General features: G+C 35.2%; 16 protein-coding genes. 13 read left to right on the top strand and 3 right to left on the bottom strand.

The genetic code is table 11. The features are described 5' to 3' along the window. The first annotated feature begins 45 nt into the window (after positions 1–45). The 11 genes from ACIQ1H_RS22480 (at position 46) to ACIQ1H_RS22430 (ending at position 12215) form a co-directional block, all read left to right on the top strand. On the top strand, positions 46–1509 hold the full coding sequence (locus ACIQ1H_RS22480) for a peptidoglycan DD-metalloendopeptidase family protein (RefSeq protein ID WP_402892202.1): 1464 nt from the start codon (positions 46–48) through the stop codon (positions 1507–1509). A 389-nt stretch (positions 1510–1898) separates the two neighbouring features. After that, on the top strand, positions 1899–2612 hold the full coding sequence (gene yycF, locus ACIQ1H_RS22475; protein WP_173479152.1) for a response regulator YycF: 714 nt from the start codon (positions 1899–1901) through the stop codon (positions 2610–2612). A 5-nt stretch (positions 2613–2617) separates the two neighbouring features. After that, a complete protein-coding gene (gene walK / locus ACIQ1H_RS22470; protein WP_173479153.1) occupies positions 2618–4483 on the top strand; it encodes a cell wall metabolism sensor histidine kinase WalK in 1866 nt (621 codons plus the stop codon). Then, positions 4480–5796, top strand: a complete 1317-nt coding sequence (locus ACIQ1H_RS22465) for a YycH family regulatory protein (RefSeq protein WP_402892199.1) — start codon at positions 4480–4482, stop codon at positions 5794–5796. The genes walK and ACIQ1H_RS22465 overlap by 4 nt, the downstream gene beginning before the upstream one ends. Next, positions 5783–6604, top strand: coding sequence for a two-component system regulatory protein YycI (locus ACIQ1H_RS22460; protein ID WP_173479154.1), 822 nt, complete (start codon positions 5783–5785; stop codon positions 6602–6604). The genes ACIQ1H_RS22465 and ACIQ1H_RS22460 overlap by 14 nt, the downstream gene beginning before the upstream one ends. 2 nt (positions 6605–6606) lie before the next feature. Continuing rightward, complete coding sequence (locus ACIQ1H_RS22455) at positions 6607–7395, top strand: MBL fold metallo-hydrolase (RefSeq protein WP_402892195.1); 789 nt, start codon at positions 6607–6609, stop codon at positions 7393–7395. A 203-nt stretch (positions 7396–7598) separates the two neighbouring features. Beyond that, positions 7599–8909: a S1C family serine protease gene (locus ACIQ1H_RS22450; RefSeq protein ID WP_402892192.1), complete on the top strand. Its 1311-nt coding sequence runs from the start codon at positions 7599–7601 to the stop codon at positions 8907–8909. A 379-nt stretch (positions 8910–9288) separates the two neighbouring features. Beyond that, positions 9289–9453 carry a CxxH/CxxC protein gene (locus tag ACIQ1H_RS22445; RefSeq protein ID WP_402892191.1) on the top strand — a complete coding sequence of 55 codons (165 nt, stop codon included), beginning with the start codon at positions 9289–9291 and terminating at the stop codon, positions 9451–9453. A gap of 90 nt (positions 9454–9543) precedes the next feature. Next, a complete protein-coding gene (gene rlmH, locus ACIQ1H_RS22440) occupies positions 9544–10023 on the top strand; it encodes a 23S rRNA (pseudouridine(1915)-N(3))-methyltransferase RlmH (RefSeq protein ID WP_402892188.1) in 480 nt (159 codons plus the stop codon). A gap of 531 nt (positions 10024–10554) precedes the next feature. Then, complete coding sequence (locus ACIQ1H_RS22435; RefSeq protein WP_402892186.1) at positions 10555–11154, top strand: hypothetical protein; 600 nt, start codon at positions 10555–10557, stop codon at positions 11152–11154. A 458-nt stretch (positions 11155–11612) separates the two neighbouring features. Then, the gene (locus ACIQ1H_RS22430; protein WP_402892183.1) at positions 11613–12215 is read left to right on the top strand and encodes a DUF3885 domain-containing protein; all 603 of its coding nucleotides are present in this window, start codon (positions 11613–11615) and stop codon (positions 12213–12215) included. A gap of 117 nt (positions 12216–12332) precedes the next feature. On the opposite strand, the gene hepT is transcribed toward ACIQ1H_RS22430, so the two are convergent. Continuing rightward, positions 12333–12740, bottom strand: a complete 408-nt coding sequence (hepT, locus tag ACIQ1H_RS22425; RefSeq protein ID WP_402892181.1) for a type VII toxin-antitoxin system HepT family RNase toxin — start codon at positions 12738–12740, stop codon at positions 12333–12335. Beyond that, complete coding sequence (gene mntA, locus ACIQ1H_RS22420) at positions 12733–13143, bottom strand: type VII toxin-antitoxin system MntA family adenylyltransferase antitoxin (protein WP_337980162.1); 411 nt, start codon at positions 13141–13143, stop codon at positions 12733–12735. Before mntA ends, hepT begins: the two co-directional genes overlap by 8 nt. 911 nt (positions 13144–14054) lie before the next feature. Here mntA and ACIQ1H_RS22415 point away from each other — a divergent pair. After that, on the top strand, positions 14055–16106 hold the full coding sequence (locus tag ACIQ1H_RS22415) for a GAF domain-containing sensor histidine kinase (protein WP_402892178.1): 2052 nt from the start codon (positions 14055–14057) through the stop codon (positions 16104–16106). Between the two features lie 158 nt (positions 16107–16264). Next, a complete protein-coding gene (locus tag ACIQ1H_RS22410) occupies positions 16265–16756 on the top strand; it encodes an LURP-one-related/scramblase family protein (protein ID WP_402892176.1) in 492 nt (163 codons plus the stop codon). Between the two features lie 423 nt (positions 16757–17179). Here the strand turns inward: ACIQ1H_RS22410 and ACIQ1H_RS22405 are convergent, their stop codons facing one another. Continuing rightward, positions 17180–17308 carry an IS3 family transposase gene (locus tag ACIQ1H_RS22405; RefSeq protein ID WP_402892259.1) on the bottom strand — a complete coding sequence of 43 codons (129 nt, stop codon included), beginning with the start codon at positions 17306–17308 and terminating at the stop codon, positions 17180–17182. Positions 17309–17323 lie beyond the last annotated feature (15 nt).

The following is a 17323-nucleotide window of genomic DNA, read 5'->3' as shown; positions in this document are numbered from 1 at the left end:
GTAATTAAACCTATGTTAGGTTAAAGTTGGAAGGGGCTTTATTGAATGAGTTCGTCTTGGAATAAAAAAGAAGAAAGCAATCGATTCACCTACAATTTTTCTTCTTTTAAAAAAGTATCAATTATTGCAGTGTTAATGGCAAGTTTTGCAATAAACGTGGGCTTTACAAAGGAAAATAATCATAAAGAAGCATTAAATAAAATCTATCATATATATGTTGATAATGAATATATGGGTGCTGTATCTAATGACAAAGCTGTTCGCGAAATTATTGCATCAAAAGAACAACAAGCTAGCAATCAGTATAAAGACTTATTGATTGATGCAAACTCAGCGGTGAAAATAATACCAGAGCAAGTGTTTAGCAATGAAACAAAGGATGCAGAAACATTAGCAAAGCTTGAGCAATCTTTAGTAGCTCAATCACCAGCTTTTGCATTATTAGTAGATGATAAGCCCATTGCCTATTTAAAAGATGCGGATGCCTACGAAGAAACAATTCGTATGCTAAAGCTACAATATGTTTCACAACAAGAGTTAGACGCACTAGCGAACCAACAAACTATAAATAATTTACCAGCTTTACAGTCTGGAGAATCACGCCTTTTAAATATTACGTTTAAACAAGGTATTTCAGGTGTAACACAAAAGGTAGATCCAAATACCATTGTATCACCTCAAGAGGCAGTTAAATATTTAATGACGGGTTCACTGGAGCAAGAGGAATATAAAATTCAATCTGGCGATGTATTAGGAGCAGTTGCTAAAAAACATGATTTAACAACGGCTGAATTAATTGCTTTAAATCCAGGTCTTACAGTGGATACAGTGTTACAAATTGGACAGGCATTAAATGTAACAGTTGCAAAACCATTTGTAGCGTTAGAAGTAAAACAAGAAAAGAAAATTACGGATACAATTCCATTTGAAAAAATAATTGAAGAAGACTCTACGATGTACAAAGGTGAAACAGTTGTAAAACAGCAAGGTGTTAACGGCAAGAAAGAAACCTCTTACTTGATTACTGCTGAAAATGGAACAAGAACATCAAAAGTCGCTTTAGAAGAAAAGATTCTACAACAACCAGTAAATGAAATCGAAGTGGTAGGAACAAAAGTCGTTTCATCTCGTGGAACGGGAGAGTTTACTTGGCCAACAGTAGGGGGCTATATTTCAAGTGGAATGGGGCAACGTTGGGGTACGACTCATCGTGGAATTGACATTGCTCGTCCTAGTAACTACAATATACTAGCTTCAGATAATGGTGTAGTAGTATCAGCTGGTGTTTCTGGCAGCTATGGTAATCGCATTGTTATTAATCATAATAATGGCTATACGACGCTTTATGGACATTTATCTTCAATAAAAGTTAGCGTTGGACAAGTAGTTGAAAAAGGTTCTGTTATTGGGATTATGGGCTCTACAGGAAATTCAACAGGTACACATTTACACTTTGAAGTTGAGAAAAATGGAGAGCTTGTCAATCCATTATCGTATGTAGGTCAGTAATTAAATTGCTTCAACAAACATCCTCCCCTTTTTTATAAATGGGGGATGCAGAAGATGCATTGAATTCAGTGGGGATTTGCCCCTAAGCTGTATCAAGTTAAATGTCCCGTCAGATGCTACAGATTTTAAGAGAGCTTTTGAAGTAGCTCAAATCTGAATGCAAATACGTTGAGGCGTAATTGATCTTTAGTAAATGGCAGTCCAAATAGTGGGCTGCCTTTTTGTATAGAAAGCATAAAATGGTCAGTTATTTCCCGAGCAATAATTGTCGAAAGAGGGAAACTGTACGTCAATAATGCATGGAAGCTAAAAGCATGTTAGAGTTAAGAGTAGTAACTTTACAAATACACATTGTTTAGAATAGATGAATAGCGAAAGGGAGATAATGTATGAGCAAAACAATTTTAGTTGTTGACGATGAGAAACCAATCGCAGATATTTTACAGTTTAATTTAATTAAAGAGGGCTACAAAGTAATTTGTGCTTATGATGGAGATGAAGCATTAGAAAAGGTTGAGGAAGAGCAACCAGATTTAATGCTATTAGATATAATGCTACCAAAAAGAGATGGTATGGAAGTTTGTAGAGAAATCCGAAAAAAATATGATTTCCCTATTATTATGTTAACCGCTAAAGGTTCTGAGATTGATAAAGTATTAGGCTTAGAAATGGGCGCGGATGATTATGTAACAAAGCCGTTTAGTACGCGAGAACTTATTGCACGTGTAAAGGCTAATATGCGCCGCCTTCAAGTAGTAGCTCCTGCAGCTGAAGAGGAAGAAGAAGCATCAAATGAAATTGTAGTAGGCTCTCTTGTTATTCAGCCTGACGCTTATCAGGTAATGAAGCGTGATGAAGCAATTGAACTGACACATCGAGAATTTGAATTGCTACATTACTTAGGTAAACATATTGGTCAAGTGATGACTCGCGAGCATCTTTTACAAACTGTATGGGGCTACGATTATTTCGGAGACGTACGTACAGTCGATGTAACGATTCGCCGACTTCGTGAAAAAATAGAGGATAATCCAAGTCATCCGGCATGGATTGTCACTCGACGTGGTGTAGGGTATTATTTACGAAATCCTGAACAGGAGTAAAAGAAATGCAGAAAGTAAGCTTCTTTAAATCAATTCATGTCAAGCTTGTATTAATTTATATTTTGTTGATCATGTTAGCATTACAAATTATAGGCATCTATTTCGCAAAGGAATTAGAGCGGAATTTGAAAAGTAATTTTCAAGAGTCTATTTTTCAGCGTGTAGATTTGATGCAATATAGCATTCGTGAAGAAATTTTGAAAGAGCGCGATGAAAGCATGCCTTCACTTGAGGAAAGTCTGAAATCCATCGTAAAAGAATTTTCAACAGGATTGAAGGATGTATCGACGGGTGATATTTTAGAGATTCGCGTAATTGATAGTAGACAGCGTATACTTGCAACTTCAGAGGTAGATAATCAAAGTTTAATTGGACAGCGTTCAAATACAGACCTTGTTCGGCGAGCAATATCAGCAGAAACATTATTTGATATTATAAAACTCGATAATAAAACTAGAAATCGAGTATGGGTGTTAGCAACGCCAATTCGTGATGGAGCTGGCCCAGATGATGAAATTATCGGTGTGCTTTATATTGAAGCAAATATCGAATCCGTTTTTGAACAAATGAATGATATTAACCGCATTTTCCTAGGAGGTACTGCTGTTTCATTAGTAGTGACTATTTTCTTAGGAATATTAGTAGCACGCACCATTACACAACCTATTGCTGATATGCGTAAGCAAGCGCAAGCAATGGCGAAAGGAAACTTTTCTCGCAAAGTACGGGTTTATGGAACAGATGAGATTGGGCAGCTTGCTACTACCTTTAACCATTTGACCAATCGTTTGCAAGAGTCTCAATCAACGACAGAGGCGGAACGGCGAAAACTCGATTCTGTTCTTAGTAATATGACTGATGGCGTTATTGCAACCGATCGTAAAGGACGTATTATCCTTATTAATGATCCAGCATTAGAGTTATTGCATATTTCAAGAGATATTACATTAGGGCGTCCAATCGCTTCTGTTTTAGGAATCGATCAGGAATATAGCTTTGAAGATTTAATTCATATGAATGATGCAATCAACTTGGATTTTAGTACGTCAGAGGCGCCATATATTTTACGCGCTAATTTTTCTGTTATTCAAAAGGAAACAGGCTTTATTAATGGTTTAATTACAGTGCTACATGATATTACAGAGCAAGAAAAGATTGAAATGGAGCGAAGAGAATTTGTATCGAATGTATCACATGAGCTTCGCACACCATTAACAACGATGCGTAGTTATTTGGAGGCATTAATGGATGGTGCATGGAAGGATGACAACATTGCGCCGACCTTTTTAAATGTTACTCAAACTGAAACTGAGCGTATGATTCGTCTAGTGAATGACCTACTTCAATTATCACGAATGGATAGTAGTAATTATAAATTGAATAAGGATATTGTGTTATTTAATTCATTCTTTAATCGAATTATTGATCGCTTTGAAATGTCTAAATCAGAAAATGTAACATTTGAACGATTACTTCCAGAAACATCGTATTACGTTGAAATTGATACCGATAAGGTGACGCAAGTAATTGATAATGTTATATCGAACGCCATTAAATATTCTCCAGATGGCGGTAATGTCCGTTTTGGTTTTACCGTACAAGGAAATATGCTTAAGGTAATGATTTCAGATGATGGAATGGGTATTCCAAAAGAAAATGTAGGTCGTATTTTTGATCGTTTTTATCGCGTCGATCGCGCGCGTGCACGCTCTATGGGTGGTACAGGTCTTGGTTTAGCTATTGCACGGGAAATGATTGAAGCGCATGGTGGGAAGATTTGGGCCGAGAGTGAAGAAGGATATGGTACAACCGTCTTCTTCACACTACCATTTGAATTAGATGATTTTGACGAGGCAGGTGAGTGGGGATGAAATATATAGAGCCAGTTAAATCCGTTGTTTTATTTCTACTCGTCATGCTAAGTGTTGTGCTAACCTTTATTATTTGGACCTATACGCCTGATTACAAAGTAATTGAGCAAACAGAAGGTAAAGAAATATTAATCGGCACACAAAAGAAAGTGGAAGACGTCATAAAGCCATATAAAGCAATTTATAGCAGTGACGATGACTTAACAGGTACAGTATCGAATGGTGCAATGAAAGATATTATGAACATCTTTGAAGGCTGGAATATTCTTGACCTCGTTCGAGTGAATAATAATATTTCACCAACATATATCAATGAGATGATTCGCGCCAATCATCGTATGACTGTATTTTTCGCTGGAGAAATACCTTTCTCAGAGCTCGGAACTATTTTCAACTTCGACGAAAAAGAGTTACCTGAGACGACTTTCAATCGTATTATTATAGATTGGAGCAATTACTCGAATAAAGAAGTACAGATGTATTTCGTTAGTAGCTCGAATAAATCATTGTTACGCTCACATGTAAGCATTACGAATGCCAATGAATTTGCCAAAGATATTATTGAACCGTCTAAACTGCAAAGTGCGTATAAAGAAGTAGAGCGTGATGGCTATACTTCACTTTACGTTCCTAGCGATAAAATTGAATCTGTAAAATATACGTATTATATGAATGAACTATCACCAGAATTATTTAAAAATGTTTTATTCTCAGAGCCAAACGTTGTTCAGCGTAATGTTGAAAGTGCGACATTCGAAAAATATACAGATGGATTATCTCTTATGACTGTCGATACAAGATCGAAATCATTAACATATGTATATCCTGCTGCAGAAAGTAGTATCCGAATAGAGCCATCGAAGCTCTTCAAAGATAGCTTTGATTTTATTAATGAGCATGGAGGCTTCACAGCGGATTATCGATATGTATCAAGCAATCCGAGTAAAAATCAAATAGATTATCAGCTTTATTTACAAGGCTTCCCTGTTTATAGTGATCAAGCAACAACCCGTATTACAACAGTATGGGGAGATAACCGTATTTTCCGTTATAGACGTCCTTATTTTTCTTTAGACATATCAGAAAAAGAGATTAAAGAACTGCCATCTGGCACGGAAATAGTGGAAAAAATTCATAAGCTAAATAATATAGTATTGTCAGATATCGATGAAATTGCCGTAGGGTATTATTTAACGCAAGATGAAAATTTAAGATTATTTACTTTAGAACCGAGCTGGTTTATCATTCGTAATGGTTCATGGATTTTAGTGACACCTGAAATGCTTGGGGGTGTAAAAAATGGATTGGAATAGAACAAAATCTATTTTTATCGTCGTCTTTTTAATTTTAAATATTTTCTTATACTCATTGTATGTGAATCGCTACAATGAAGCACAAAGTGTAGAGGTTCCAGGGGAGAAAACGATTGATGCTCGTTTAAAAGAGGATAATATTACGTATGGTGTCCTGCCGAATGCCGTTGAATCAGCAACGTATATTTCAGGGAAAGTCCATACTTTTACAGCAGCCGATTTTACTGATCCAAACCATCAAGTTAATCTTGTTGACCCTAAAGAGGCGCGGGTAATTATAGTTAGTCCTGTGAAATTGCGAAATGTAAATGATGATGCAAGCTTCACAGAATTTGTGCAGGCAAATATTAAAGAAGGTGGTTCCTACGGATTATGGAAGGTCGATCGTGATGAACGTATAGCCATCTTCTTTCAAAAAACAAATAATCGAATGCTCTATTACAATAAATCTGGGTTGTTAAAAATACAGTGGAATGCGGACAATGAAGTAACAATGTATGAGCAAACGATGCTTGATAATATTGAGGAAGTAGAGCAACAAGAAAGTGTACTTCCGCCAATTCAAGTTATTCAAGCATTATACGCAAAAGGGCTGTTAAAGCCAGATTCACGTATTGAGCATATGCAGCTGGGCTATTCAACACTTGTTTATTTAACGCAAACACAAGTATTATTACCAACATGGGAAGTCCGAGTGAAATTATCCGACGGGGCAATTGAAGAGTATTTTGTCGATGCTGTGGAAGGTAAAATCATTGAAATACAAGAGGAAAAGCAAGAGGTTGAAGAAGAAGACTGGGGAGTTTAATCATGCGATTTAGTGTTTTAGCAAGTGGCAGTACAGGCAATTCGATTTATGTAGAGAACGATAATCATGCATTTATTGTCGATGCTGGCTTTAGTGGTAAAAAGATGGAGCAGCTCTTCACAAAAATCGATCGCAATATGAAACAGCTAAGTGGCATTTTAGTTACGCACGAGCATAGTGATCATATTAAAGGAATTGGTGTATTAGCACGTAAATATAACGTACCGATCTATGCAAATGCAAAAACGTGGCAGGCAATGGATGGGCTCGTAGGAGAAATTCCTGTAGAGCAACGCTTCGAGTTTGAAATGGAGACTGTGAAGCATTTTGGCACACTAGCAATTGAATCTTTTGCCGTTTCCCACGATGCAGCAGATCCGATGTTTTATACATTTCATGAGAATGGTCGTAAACTCGTGATTATTACCGATACGGGCTATGTTAGCGACCGGATGAAAGGTATTATTCGCGGAGCAGATTCCTTTGTGTTCGAAAGTAATCATGATGTTAATATGCTACAAATGGGTCGATATCCATGGTCCATAAAGCGTCGTATTTTAAGTGATGTAGGACATGTATCTAATGAAGATGCAGCCATTGCAATGAGCGAGGTTGTGTTTGAAAAGCCAACGAATATTTATTTATCGCATTTAAGTAAAGATAATAATATGAAAGAGCTTGCGCGCATGAGTGTTTCACAAACACTACAATCTTGTGGAATTATTGCAGGTGAGTATGTCCATTTATTAGATACAGATGCTGAGGAGCCAACAAAGCTAGTAACGGTTTAAAATAGGACAAGCAATTATGGAAGATTTTCTTGCCTATTTCTATAGTTAAAAATATAAGCTGTTCAATTGCATTTTTTTATTAATGCATTGAACAGCTATTTTTTATATCCATTTTATTTATTTTTCATGTAATTTTAATGTTTGAATCGTATGATAAAGGCAAGAATTAATAGATAGAGCAGTCGCACGAAAGGATGAGGAACATGAGTTATTTTAACGAAGATGATAAAAACAGTGATTTTCTAAATAATGATGAAATACAGAAATCACCTCTACAAGAGAGACTTGAACGTGAGGAAAAGGAAATGCAAGAGAAGCGTTCCAAAAAGAAAGGTGGCGGCAATGGAGGTGGAGGCGGTAAAGGTGGCTATTTCTTTAGTGGACTAGTTGGTGTAATCATTGGTGCTTTACTCGTTTGGCTAATGCTTCCTGGACTTGTCAATCAAATGCCAGGGACAACAACAAGTAGCACTGGCAAAAATGATACAACCATCAACCAAGTAGCTACAGAAGTAAAGACCGACGTTATAAGTGCGGTTGATAAAGCATCAGGTGCTGTTGTAGGGATTACCAATATTCAAGAAGTCGCAAGCGGCGGTTTTTGGAATCAGCAAACAACACAAGATACAGAAACAGGAAGCGGCTCAGGTGTTATTTATAAAGTAGATGGTGATAAAGCCTTCATCGTAACAAATAATCACGTAATTGAAGGGGCAAAACAATTAGAAGTAACAATGCAAGATGGCTCAAAAGAAGAGGCACAATTAGTCGGAAGCGACGTTTGGACAGACTTAGCAGTTATTTCAATCAGCTCGAAAAATGTTAAAACAGTTGCGACATTTGGTAACTCAGATGTACTAAAACAAGGTGAAACAGTTATTGCTATCGGGAATCCACTAGGGTTAGAATTTTATGGCTCTGTTACAACAGGTGTTGTTTCAGGTAAAGATCGTTCTGTACCAGTTGATTTAAATGGCGACAAAGTAGCAGACTGGCAACAAGAAGTATTACAAACAGATGCAGCTATAAACCCAGGTAATAGTGGTGGTGCCCTAGTGAACCTAGCTGGTGAATTAGTAGGTATTAACTCCATGAAAATTGCTGAATCATCTGTGGAAGGTTTAGGCTTCTCAATTCCGATTAACTCAGCAATTCCAATTATTGAAGAACTAGAACGCAACGGTGAAATGAAACGTCCAACAATGGGTATTTCACTAGTTGATTTAACAGACGTACCAGCATTCTATCAACAACAAACATTAAAATTACCTCAAGACATTACAACAGGTGTTGTCATTACAGATGTTGTTGGCAACTCACCAGCTTCAAAAGCGGGTGTACAACAATATGATGTTATTGTTGAAATGGATGGCGATAAGATTGAAACATCAATTGATTTACGTAAACACTTGTATAACGACAAAAAAATTGGTGATGAATTAACAATGAAAGTATATCGCCAAGGTAAATTAGTTGAAGTGACATTAACATTAACAAATAGCGATTCATTGTAGGAATAGTAACGAGACGAAACAAAAAATAAAAGTGTTAGATTGATGAAAAGTCAATCTAACACTTTTTTCGCTATCATCAACAAGTGCTTTTTTCTAATTAAATATGTATTAACAATCGAAGGGTATAACGAAATGAGGGAAGCTAGCCTCAATTTCATTGAAATTAAGTTAGGATAAAATGTTGCGTTTTGTTAATGGCAATTAATAAATACAGGTGTGGATAACTAGGAATTTGTGAATAACAACTTTACACAGCGAATAGCGGGACAAAGCCTTCCTTCCCTACTCGCTATTCCTTTGTTACAATAGATTGTGGATAACATAGACCGAATTGTGAATAAGTTTGTGGAAATTTCGGAAAATAAGGAGAGACTATGAAATGGAAAAATACAGTTGTGAAAAGCATATAGAGCACGCTTTAGACATGTTTGTCGCGGAGCAAAAAGTATTCCCAATTATGGATAAAGTACAAGAGGAAAAAAAGTTATCCACAAATTGTAGTTACTGTGAACTGCCAGCAGAATATATTGTATCAAGTAAATAACTTTACACAATATATAGAAAACGCTTGTGGATATGTTGATAACTTTTGTGGATAATTTGTTTGTAAATGAAATGTAAAGGTGGATAACGTGTGAATATTACAATTGTATCAGTCGGAAAACTAAAAGAAAAGTACTTAAAAATGGGAATCGACGAATACGTAAAACGCCTAGGTGGCTACGCAAAAATGGACGTAATTGAAGTGCCTGATGAAAAAGCACCTGAGCAGCTAAGTGATGCAGAAATGGAAATTGTGAAGAAAAAAGAAGGTGAGCGCATCCTCGCCAAAATTGGCCCAGACACATACGTTATCGCTCTTGCCATAAACGGCAAAATGAAAACCTCTGAAGAAATGGCATCCGATATCGAGTCATTAATGACCTATGGAAAAAGTAAAATTGCCTTTGTTATCGGTGGTTCTCTCGGTTTGCACGACGATGTCCTCAAACGTGCCGACGAGAAACAATCATTTGGCAAGATGACATTGCCTCACCAATTAATGAAGCTTGTATTGATTGAACAAATTTACCGAAGCTTTAGGATTATGAAGGGTGAACCTTATCATAAGTAAGTGCGGTTTTTAATAAACCATCGATTACAGTTATTTTAATGTAGTTGGTGGTTTGTTTTTTTGTTTGCTGGGATTTGAGAATTTGCAGATACATTGGGGTAGGACGTAACGTATTCGTTCTAAAATAAAAATAGAAGATGTAATAGAGATATTATTATTAAATTTAAAATTGAATGAAGTATATTAATTCTTATTTTTACTTTTTTTGTATTTTTTATTGATTTTCTATATAATATTTAAAAGATAATTTAGGTGTGATTTTATAGGAAGGTGTGAATTAATTTGGCTAAGGATTTAACTAGTTCAAATATTCAAAGACAAAATATATAAAATAATGAAGGAATAAAGCTAAAAATTCTAGAAGCAATAGAACAGGGAGAGCTATTAAAAAAACTACAATTAGCCGCATTACGGAAAACCGTATCATAATTAAGTAAGGTTTTTCAATAATACAAATATTGGTTATCTCATTGTAAATCTTTAGGGGTAATCTATTAATTTATTTATAAATAAAGGAGTGTAAAATCGAAAATGTTTAATTTATCGAAAATAACAACACAGGACTTAATTCAATGCGTCGGAATATTATTAACACTTGTTGTAATTGGTGTTTCGATTAGTCAATTTAGTAAAAATGTAAGTAATTCAATTAGTCAAGCCAAAAAGCAAGTGGCATTAGAACAAACAAGTGAATTGCCACTACAAGTTTCAGAGTTTTGTATCAATGCAAGTAATGTGGCTACTGTAGTTTTGCTTACAGAGAATGGTATTGATATAGATGTTGCAATTGAAGCAGAATACAAAGCATCTAAAGAAAAACAAGATGCTTTGTTACCAATAATAAAAAATAATATTTTAGCATATGGCTCAAATGATGCATTACAATTATTTATTGAGTTTGAGAAAGGGATATCAAATCCTGATAAAAATCAAATTGATATTAATGTTTACTACTTGTTGCCTCTCCTCCTTTCGCAAGTAAAAATGGATGTAACGGGAGAAGTAGTAGATCCAATGATTTTTTTAAATTCATTAATGCCTCAATTTAAAGAACATAATCCCAAGGCTAAGGAATATATTAACGAGTTAATCGTTGATTTAAACTTAGATAAAGAACTTAGTTCGAAATAATTGTTTGGGTTGAAGGGACAGCTTTTAACAATCACCTTATCATTATTATCTTATTTGCCTATTTCTAATAAAAGCCACAAAGTGTTTATTAAGTTCGGAATAGTGCGAGAACTAGGCTACTTTTACTGACTGGAAAAGCCTATTGGAAGTTAAGGCTAATCAATTTAGATCAGGCTAGTGATGTTCTTACGTCCAACTCTTTCAGTATTTCAGGGTCGTATTACATAACAGGAGGTACCTCTCACACTGCTTCTCTAACATGTAAACCAGTTTGGTCGTACCAAGGGCAGATGCGAAAGGAAAAGAATATTTAATGTAAAAACCGCACTTTGACTAGGAGCGGTGAACCGTATCATAAGTAAGGGCGGTTTTTACAAGACCAGCTAGAACAAATATGTTTTAGTTGGTTTTTATTATATAATGAGGAACAAATAGAATGATAGGAGGTTCAATACTGTATGAAATTTCAGCGTTTTATGGATACTTATTATGATGGTCATAAATTAGTGCCGAATTTTTATCATAATTGGCCTTATTCTTTACATATAGAATCCCCCTATGATCCTACGAATGAAGTTACGTATCAATTACTTCAGGAAGTACAGTCCTTTTTATTTAAAAGTGAGGACGAGCTTTTTATTGTTGTAAATAGCTATCCTATTGTTAAAAATAAACCGACCTACCCCAATGTTTTCAAACGATACATGAAAGACTCTATGGGAAAATATCAATTGCAATTAACGAACTTTGAATGGTTATTTGATGCAGAATTTGTTGCTGTTCAGCAAATTGTTTGGTCATGTAACGTTTCACAAATAAAATTATCCCATCTACTAAAATCACTCGCGAATGAAGATTTTCCAAAGCTTCGACCACAATTAAAACGAAATAATAGTATGTATGCCCCAGATGTTTTTATTGTTAATCGACGAACAAAGTGTATCGTCCATGTGTATGATGATCGAGGAATTGAAATTATGAGTGCAGATAAAGAAAAGCATCATAAAGATATCATGTTATTTAACTCATTGTCCTCAATGGCCCTAAATACAAGCACCTAATTGGATACCGCAATCTTCTGCTTTAACCAATTTTAAGTTTCTTGGAGAAGTACCGAATTTAAGTTGAGTAAGCAAATACTATTAACTAAAAGCTCTTCTTCATTTAACTTAAAATACCTATGCTTCAAGTTGTAACACGACCTTCGTAAAATCTTTAAAATCATCAATATGTTTTTCTAAAATGGCTTCTAATATTTCAAGTTCGAGTGCTTGGTAGTCATGTACTGCGATGTTGCGGAAACCAACCATATTCATTAATGTTTTCGCTAACTTAGCGTCAATAATATTCGCTTCCTGTAACAGCTTAAACCCTTCACGACTTGCTTTCGGGACGCCTAATTTTTGTTCACTTACAATGTGCATCGCTAAATCAATACTCGCCTCACAAGCGCGTTGAATATTTAAAATGATACTATCTTGCTTTGTATAATCTTTTAAATTATTGGGATTTCCCGCATAAACCTCGTGAATCCGATTCACACAGCGTTCGATAGTGGTTGTTTTACTTAATATCACATCATTCATCGCCGAAAACACTTCCTCTTTTTTTAATTGCTTCAATTATCGGGGCGCGCTGCTCGCTTAATGTAGCATACATACTATAGGCACGCATTTTTTGACGAGTATATTCATTTTCATCATGTATATAAATCGGTATGCCTTGCTTGAAAATTTGCATTGTAAAAACGGTATCAATTTGTTTTAAATCAATTAAATCTACTTCCCGATTTGCGACCAATGCCAAATCGCCAGACAGTAAAAAACGTTCATAAGACGATAGAGGTTGTTTACTAAAATAAGCAAGATCAATATCACTTTCGGCACGCACAGTACCTTTTGCGAAGGAACCAAACAATATAATAAAATCGGGATTAATCTGCTGCTTAATCGTATCAATCAATTGTTGCTGTAAATCTTTCGTTAACATCCTTATCACCGTCCTTTTCTTTATTATAAACGTTGGCGAAAAAAACCGCACTTATACTTATTACAGAGAACCGTATCATAAGTAAGGGCGGTTTTTGAAGGGAACTTCTCCTAAATCAAACGCTATTTATCTGCGTTCTGCGTTTTTTGATGCTTTTAATCGAGAAATCGTTGGTTATTCAATATTTAAAAGTCCGAACTTAGATTTAATCAAACAATCTTGGGAAAAGCCATACGATTAAGGAATGACCTCTTGATCCATTCGGATTAGGGATGGCTATATCAAATTGGTCGCTTTCAACAAATGTTAGAATATATCGGATGACTCAAAGCATGTCGCGTAAAGGGAACTGTTCATATCACTATTCCAGCTGGAGTCGCCGCCTTTCGCTACAAACCATCACCAACTAAAATAGTGATTTACTAAAAAGTATACAAAAAAACAGGTATAGAAAAAGTTCTCTTTTTCTATACCTGTTTCCATTTAAGAATTTGTTGGATAGTCATTATTCTCCAAACTGAGTTTAAGAATAAAATGGGAATATAGTAGATTTATGAATCAAATGTTTCTTTTATTTTTAAATTTGTCTTGGTGCGAGTGATATATATTACAGCTGAAAGGGAACGAATGTAGGGTCTATTAAGTGGATAGAGTCATTGAAGGTGACTGGCAATGGAATGATAATGATAGCAGGAACTAACAAAAGCGAATTGGAGTTATTAGAAGTCCTTATGGTCGTTCCTATCATCGGGTCGAAACAGGCTAGCGCTATCACAGTAAACCGTATCATAAGTAATAGAGGTTTTCCATGTATAATAGAATACAGATATAATATAAACTGATTTAGAACTAGACTGTTAGCTAGAAATTATACTTTTACTTTTAGTAGGTTTTGATTGGAGACATTGTGAATGTTAAGTGAACAGACGAGATATTCTAGGCTCGCGAGTATAACCAAAGTAATTAATACAAAGTTAGAACTACGTGAAGTTTTACAGCGTGTAACGCAGGCAATATCCGAGGAAATCGTGCAATGTAACTCGGTGGGTATTTATTTACCAGAAAAAGATGGCACATTTAGAGGGTTTGTGGGGAAGCCAGAAAATATGAATGGCATAACGCTTGATACACAAGTAATTGATGTTGAAACAGACTTACTGGCCAAAGAGGTTATTGAAACTAAAAAAACCATCTATATCTCTGATACCTCAAAGGATAATCGGCCGGACCCGAGATCGGTAGAAGCCTTCAAAATTAAATCCTTATTAGCACTGCCTATCTCATATGAGCAAGAGATATTTGGTTTAGTTTTTTTATTTGATTATGGAACACCAATGAATTTAACACAATCAGAAATTCAAAGTGTTGAAGCATATGTAAATATGGCTGCAGTTGCAATTCAAAACGCAAATAATTTAAAGCAAAAGGAAAACCTTATTGCAGAAAAACAATTGTTACTCAATGTTACACGTGATTTGTCGATGTGTTCCTCCGTGCAGAAAAGTCTTGATAAATGTTTTTACTACTTAGGAAAGGTTTTAGGTAGCGAAAAAAGTGCAGCCCACCTCCTGGATCCATTGGGAAAAAACAAAATCTCATTCATGAAATTTAATACAGACTGTGATTGGACAGAAGCCGATTGGATGGAGAATCTAAAAAGCATAGGAATGAACCAAAGCTACGAAGCTATGATTCAACAGATTATTGAAACAAAAAGTATAATTCTCACGCCAAATATAGATAGTATGAGTCTTTTTATGATGCCACTGGTTTCAATGGGGGAAGTATTAGGGGTTATAACAGTTGTCAATTTAGAAGAGGAAACATGTAATTTTCATGAATCTCAAATTCAATTAGCAAAATCGATAGTCGATGCCACAGCGCCTACAATTTCAAACTTGTTATATATGGACCAACTTGAAAATATGGTAGAAAAGCGAACAAGGGAACTAGCTGCTGCTAATGAAAAGGTTACAAGTGTTATTGAAAGTATAACGGATGGATTCTTTGCATTGAACAAAGAGTGGGAATTTCTTTACATGAATAAACATCAATATTTGCCTCAAAGGAAAACGGCAAAGGATGTATTAGGACAAAATATATGGGAAATTTTCCCGAAATGTGTAGATACGGTCATGTATAAGGAATTTCATCGTGCGATGTCAGAGCGAATAGCAGTACATTTCGAAATGACCTCAGCTTATGGTGATTATTGGTACGAAGCAGTTGCGTACCCATATGATGAGGGAATCTGTTGCCTTTTAAAAAACATAACTGAAAAAAAGAAATATGAGAAGGAATTGAAAAGATTATCAAACCTAGACTTAATAGGTCAGATGGCAGCAGGTATTAGCCATGAGATTAGAAATCCTATGACAACAGTACGAGGATTTTTGCAGCTATTAAAAAAAGAGAGCGAATTCGAAAAACATGATGATTACTTTAATGTCATGATCGAAGAGCTTGACCGTGCTAATTCTATTATTACTGAATTTCTTTCTATAGGTAATACAAAGACATCCGATTTACAGATGTTAGATTTAAATTCTATTATTCGTGATATTACGCCTTTAATAAAGATAGATGCATTTAATCAAAATAAAATTATTCAATTTAATCTGAATGACATTCCAGATTTACTTTTAAATCGTAACGAAATACGACAATTGATAATAAATCTATACCGTAATGGTTTAGAATCAATGAACATAGGTAAGGTTCTATCCATCAGCACCTATAAAGGGGATGGAAATTGTGTAATTCTTGCAGTACAGGATCAAGGAGAAGGTATCAGTCCTGCGATAGTAGAGAAATTGGGTACTCCATTTTACACGACCAAAGATAATGGCACTGGCTTAGGACTAGGCATATGCTATGCAATTGCTGCCCGTCATAACGCAAAAATTGAATTTCAAACAGGATCTGAAGGAACTACTTTTTTTATAAAATTTACTTATATATGAAAAGATGAAACGCTTCTTTAGTGTTGTAAGGTATTGACATTTGATGCTCTGAATAAATAAATTTATAAGTCCAAATTTCAAAAAAATATTTTGATAATTATTAATAGCTATGATGAAATCTGCGCTATATTGATATGCTATTTCGAAGGAGATGTAGAATGAAGCAACTTTATATAAAGCAAAAGGTATTCAGTCTAAGTGGTAAATTCACAATAAAAGATCAGCAGGAAAAGGATGTTTATTACGTAGAAGGTAGTTTTATGCAAATTCCAAAGACTTTCTCCATTATGAATAAAACAAGAGATGAAGTAGCCCTTATTACGAAAAAGGTGTTCAGCTTTTTACCGAAGTTTTTTATTGAGGTAAATGGTCGAGAGGTGTTAACGATTAAGAAAGAGTTTTCTTTCTTTAAAGCACGCTATACGATTGATGGGGCAGACATGGAGATACATGGTAACTGGTGGGATATGGAGTTTCAGGTCTTACAGCATGGTGTAGTCATCGGTAAAGTGAACAAGGAGTGGTTCACTTGGGGAGATAGCTATAAAGTTCAAATATTGGATGAGGAGATGGAGGAAATCATTATTGCATTCGTTGTTGCAATTGATTGTGTGAAGGCTGACGCAGCTGCTTCCTCAGCAGCGACTTAGAAAATTAATAACCTCCATTAAAGGTGCAACGGTGAACCATATCACAAAAAAGTGCGGTTAATTCAGGCAGTATCAATTTTATATTGGTGCTGCTTTTTTAGTAGGCAGTTGTAGAGAACAGAGTTTAACGATTCAAAGACATTTTTGTACTACACCATTTGCTTATAAAATTGTCTTCCATCGTGAGTACTAAAGCATTTGGGCAATTATATAAACAAAGTATTTGAACAGTCGGTTTATATAGATGAGAAATGTTATATTAAATTCACCAATGAATAATCTATTTTTTAACATCTAAAAAGCATCAATATTTGAGGAGAGGGAACACTTGAAAGAGATGTATATAAATTAAAAATGATTAAAAAGTGTCGGGTACTATTAACGGGACTGACCCCGATATAAAAGACAATAATCAAAAAAGCATTATCCAACCAGTTGTCGGTATTGAACCGGCGACTGGTTGTTTAGTTTCCTTTGGATTCGGGTATTGTTATAATAGTTTATATAGTCTTTGACAGTTTGTTCTACGATGGCTGTCGTAGTACTGTTCAAATTGTCTAAGTAGAA

Origin of the sequence: Lysinibacillus sp. NPDC097279, assembly GCF_044761745.1 — a bacterium.
GTDB lineage: Bacteria > Bacillota > Bacilli > Bacillales_A > Planococcaceae > Lysinibacillus.
The sequence above is the reverse complement of the archived record's forward strand: the minus strand, read 5'-3'. Positions and strand labels throughout refer to the sequence as shown.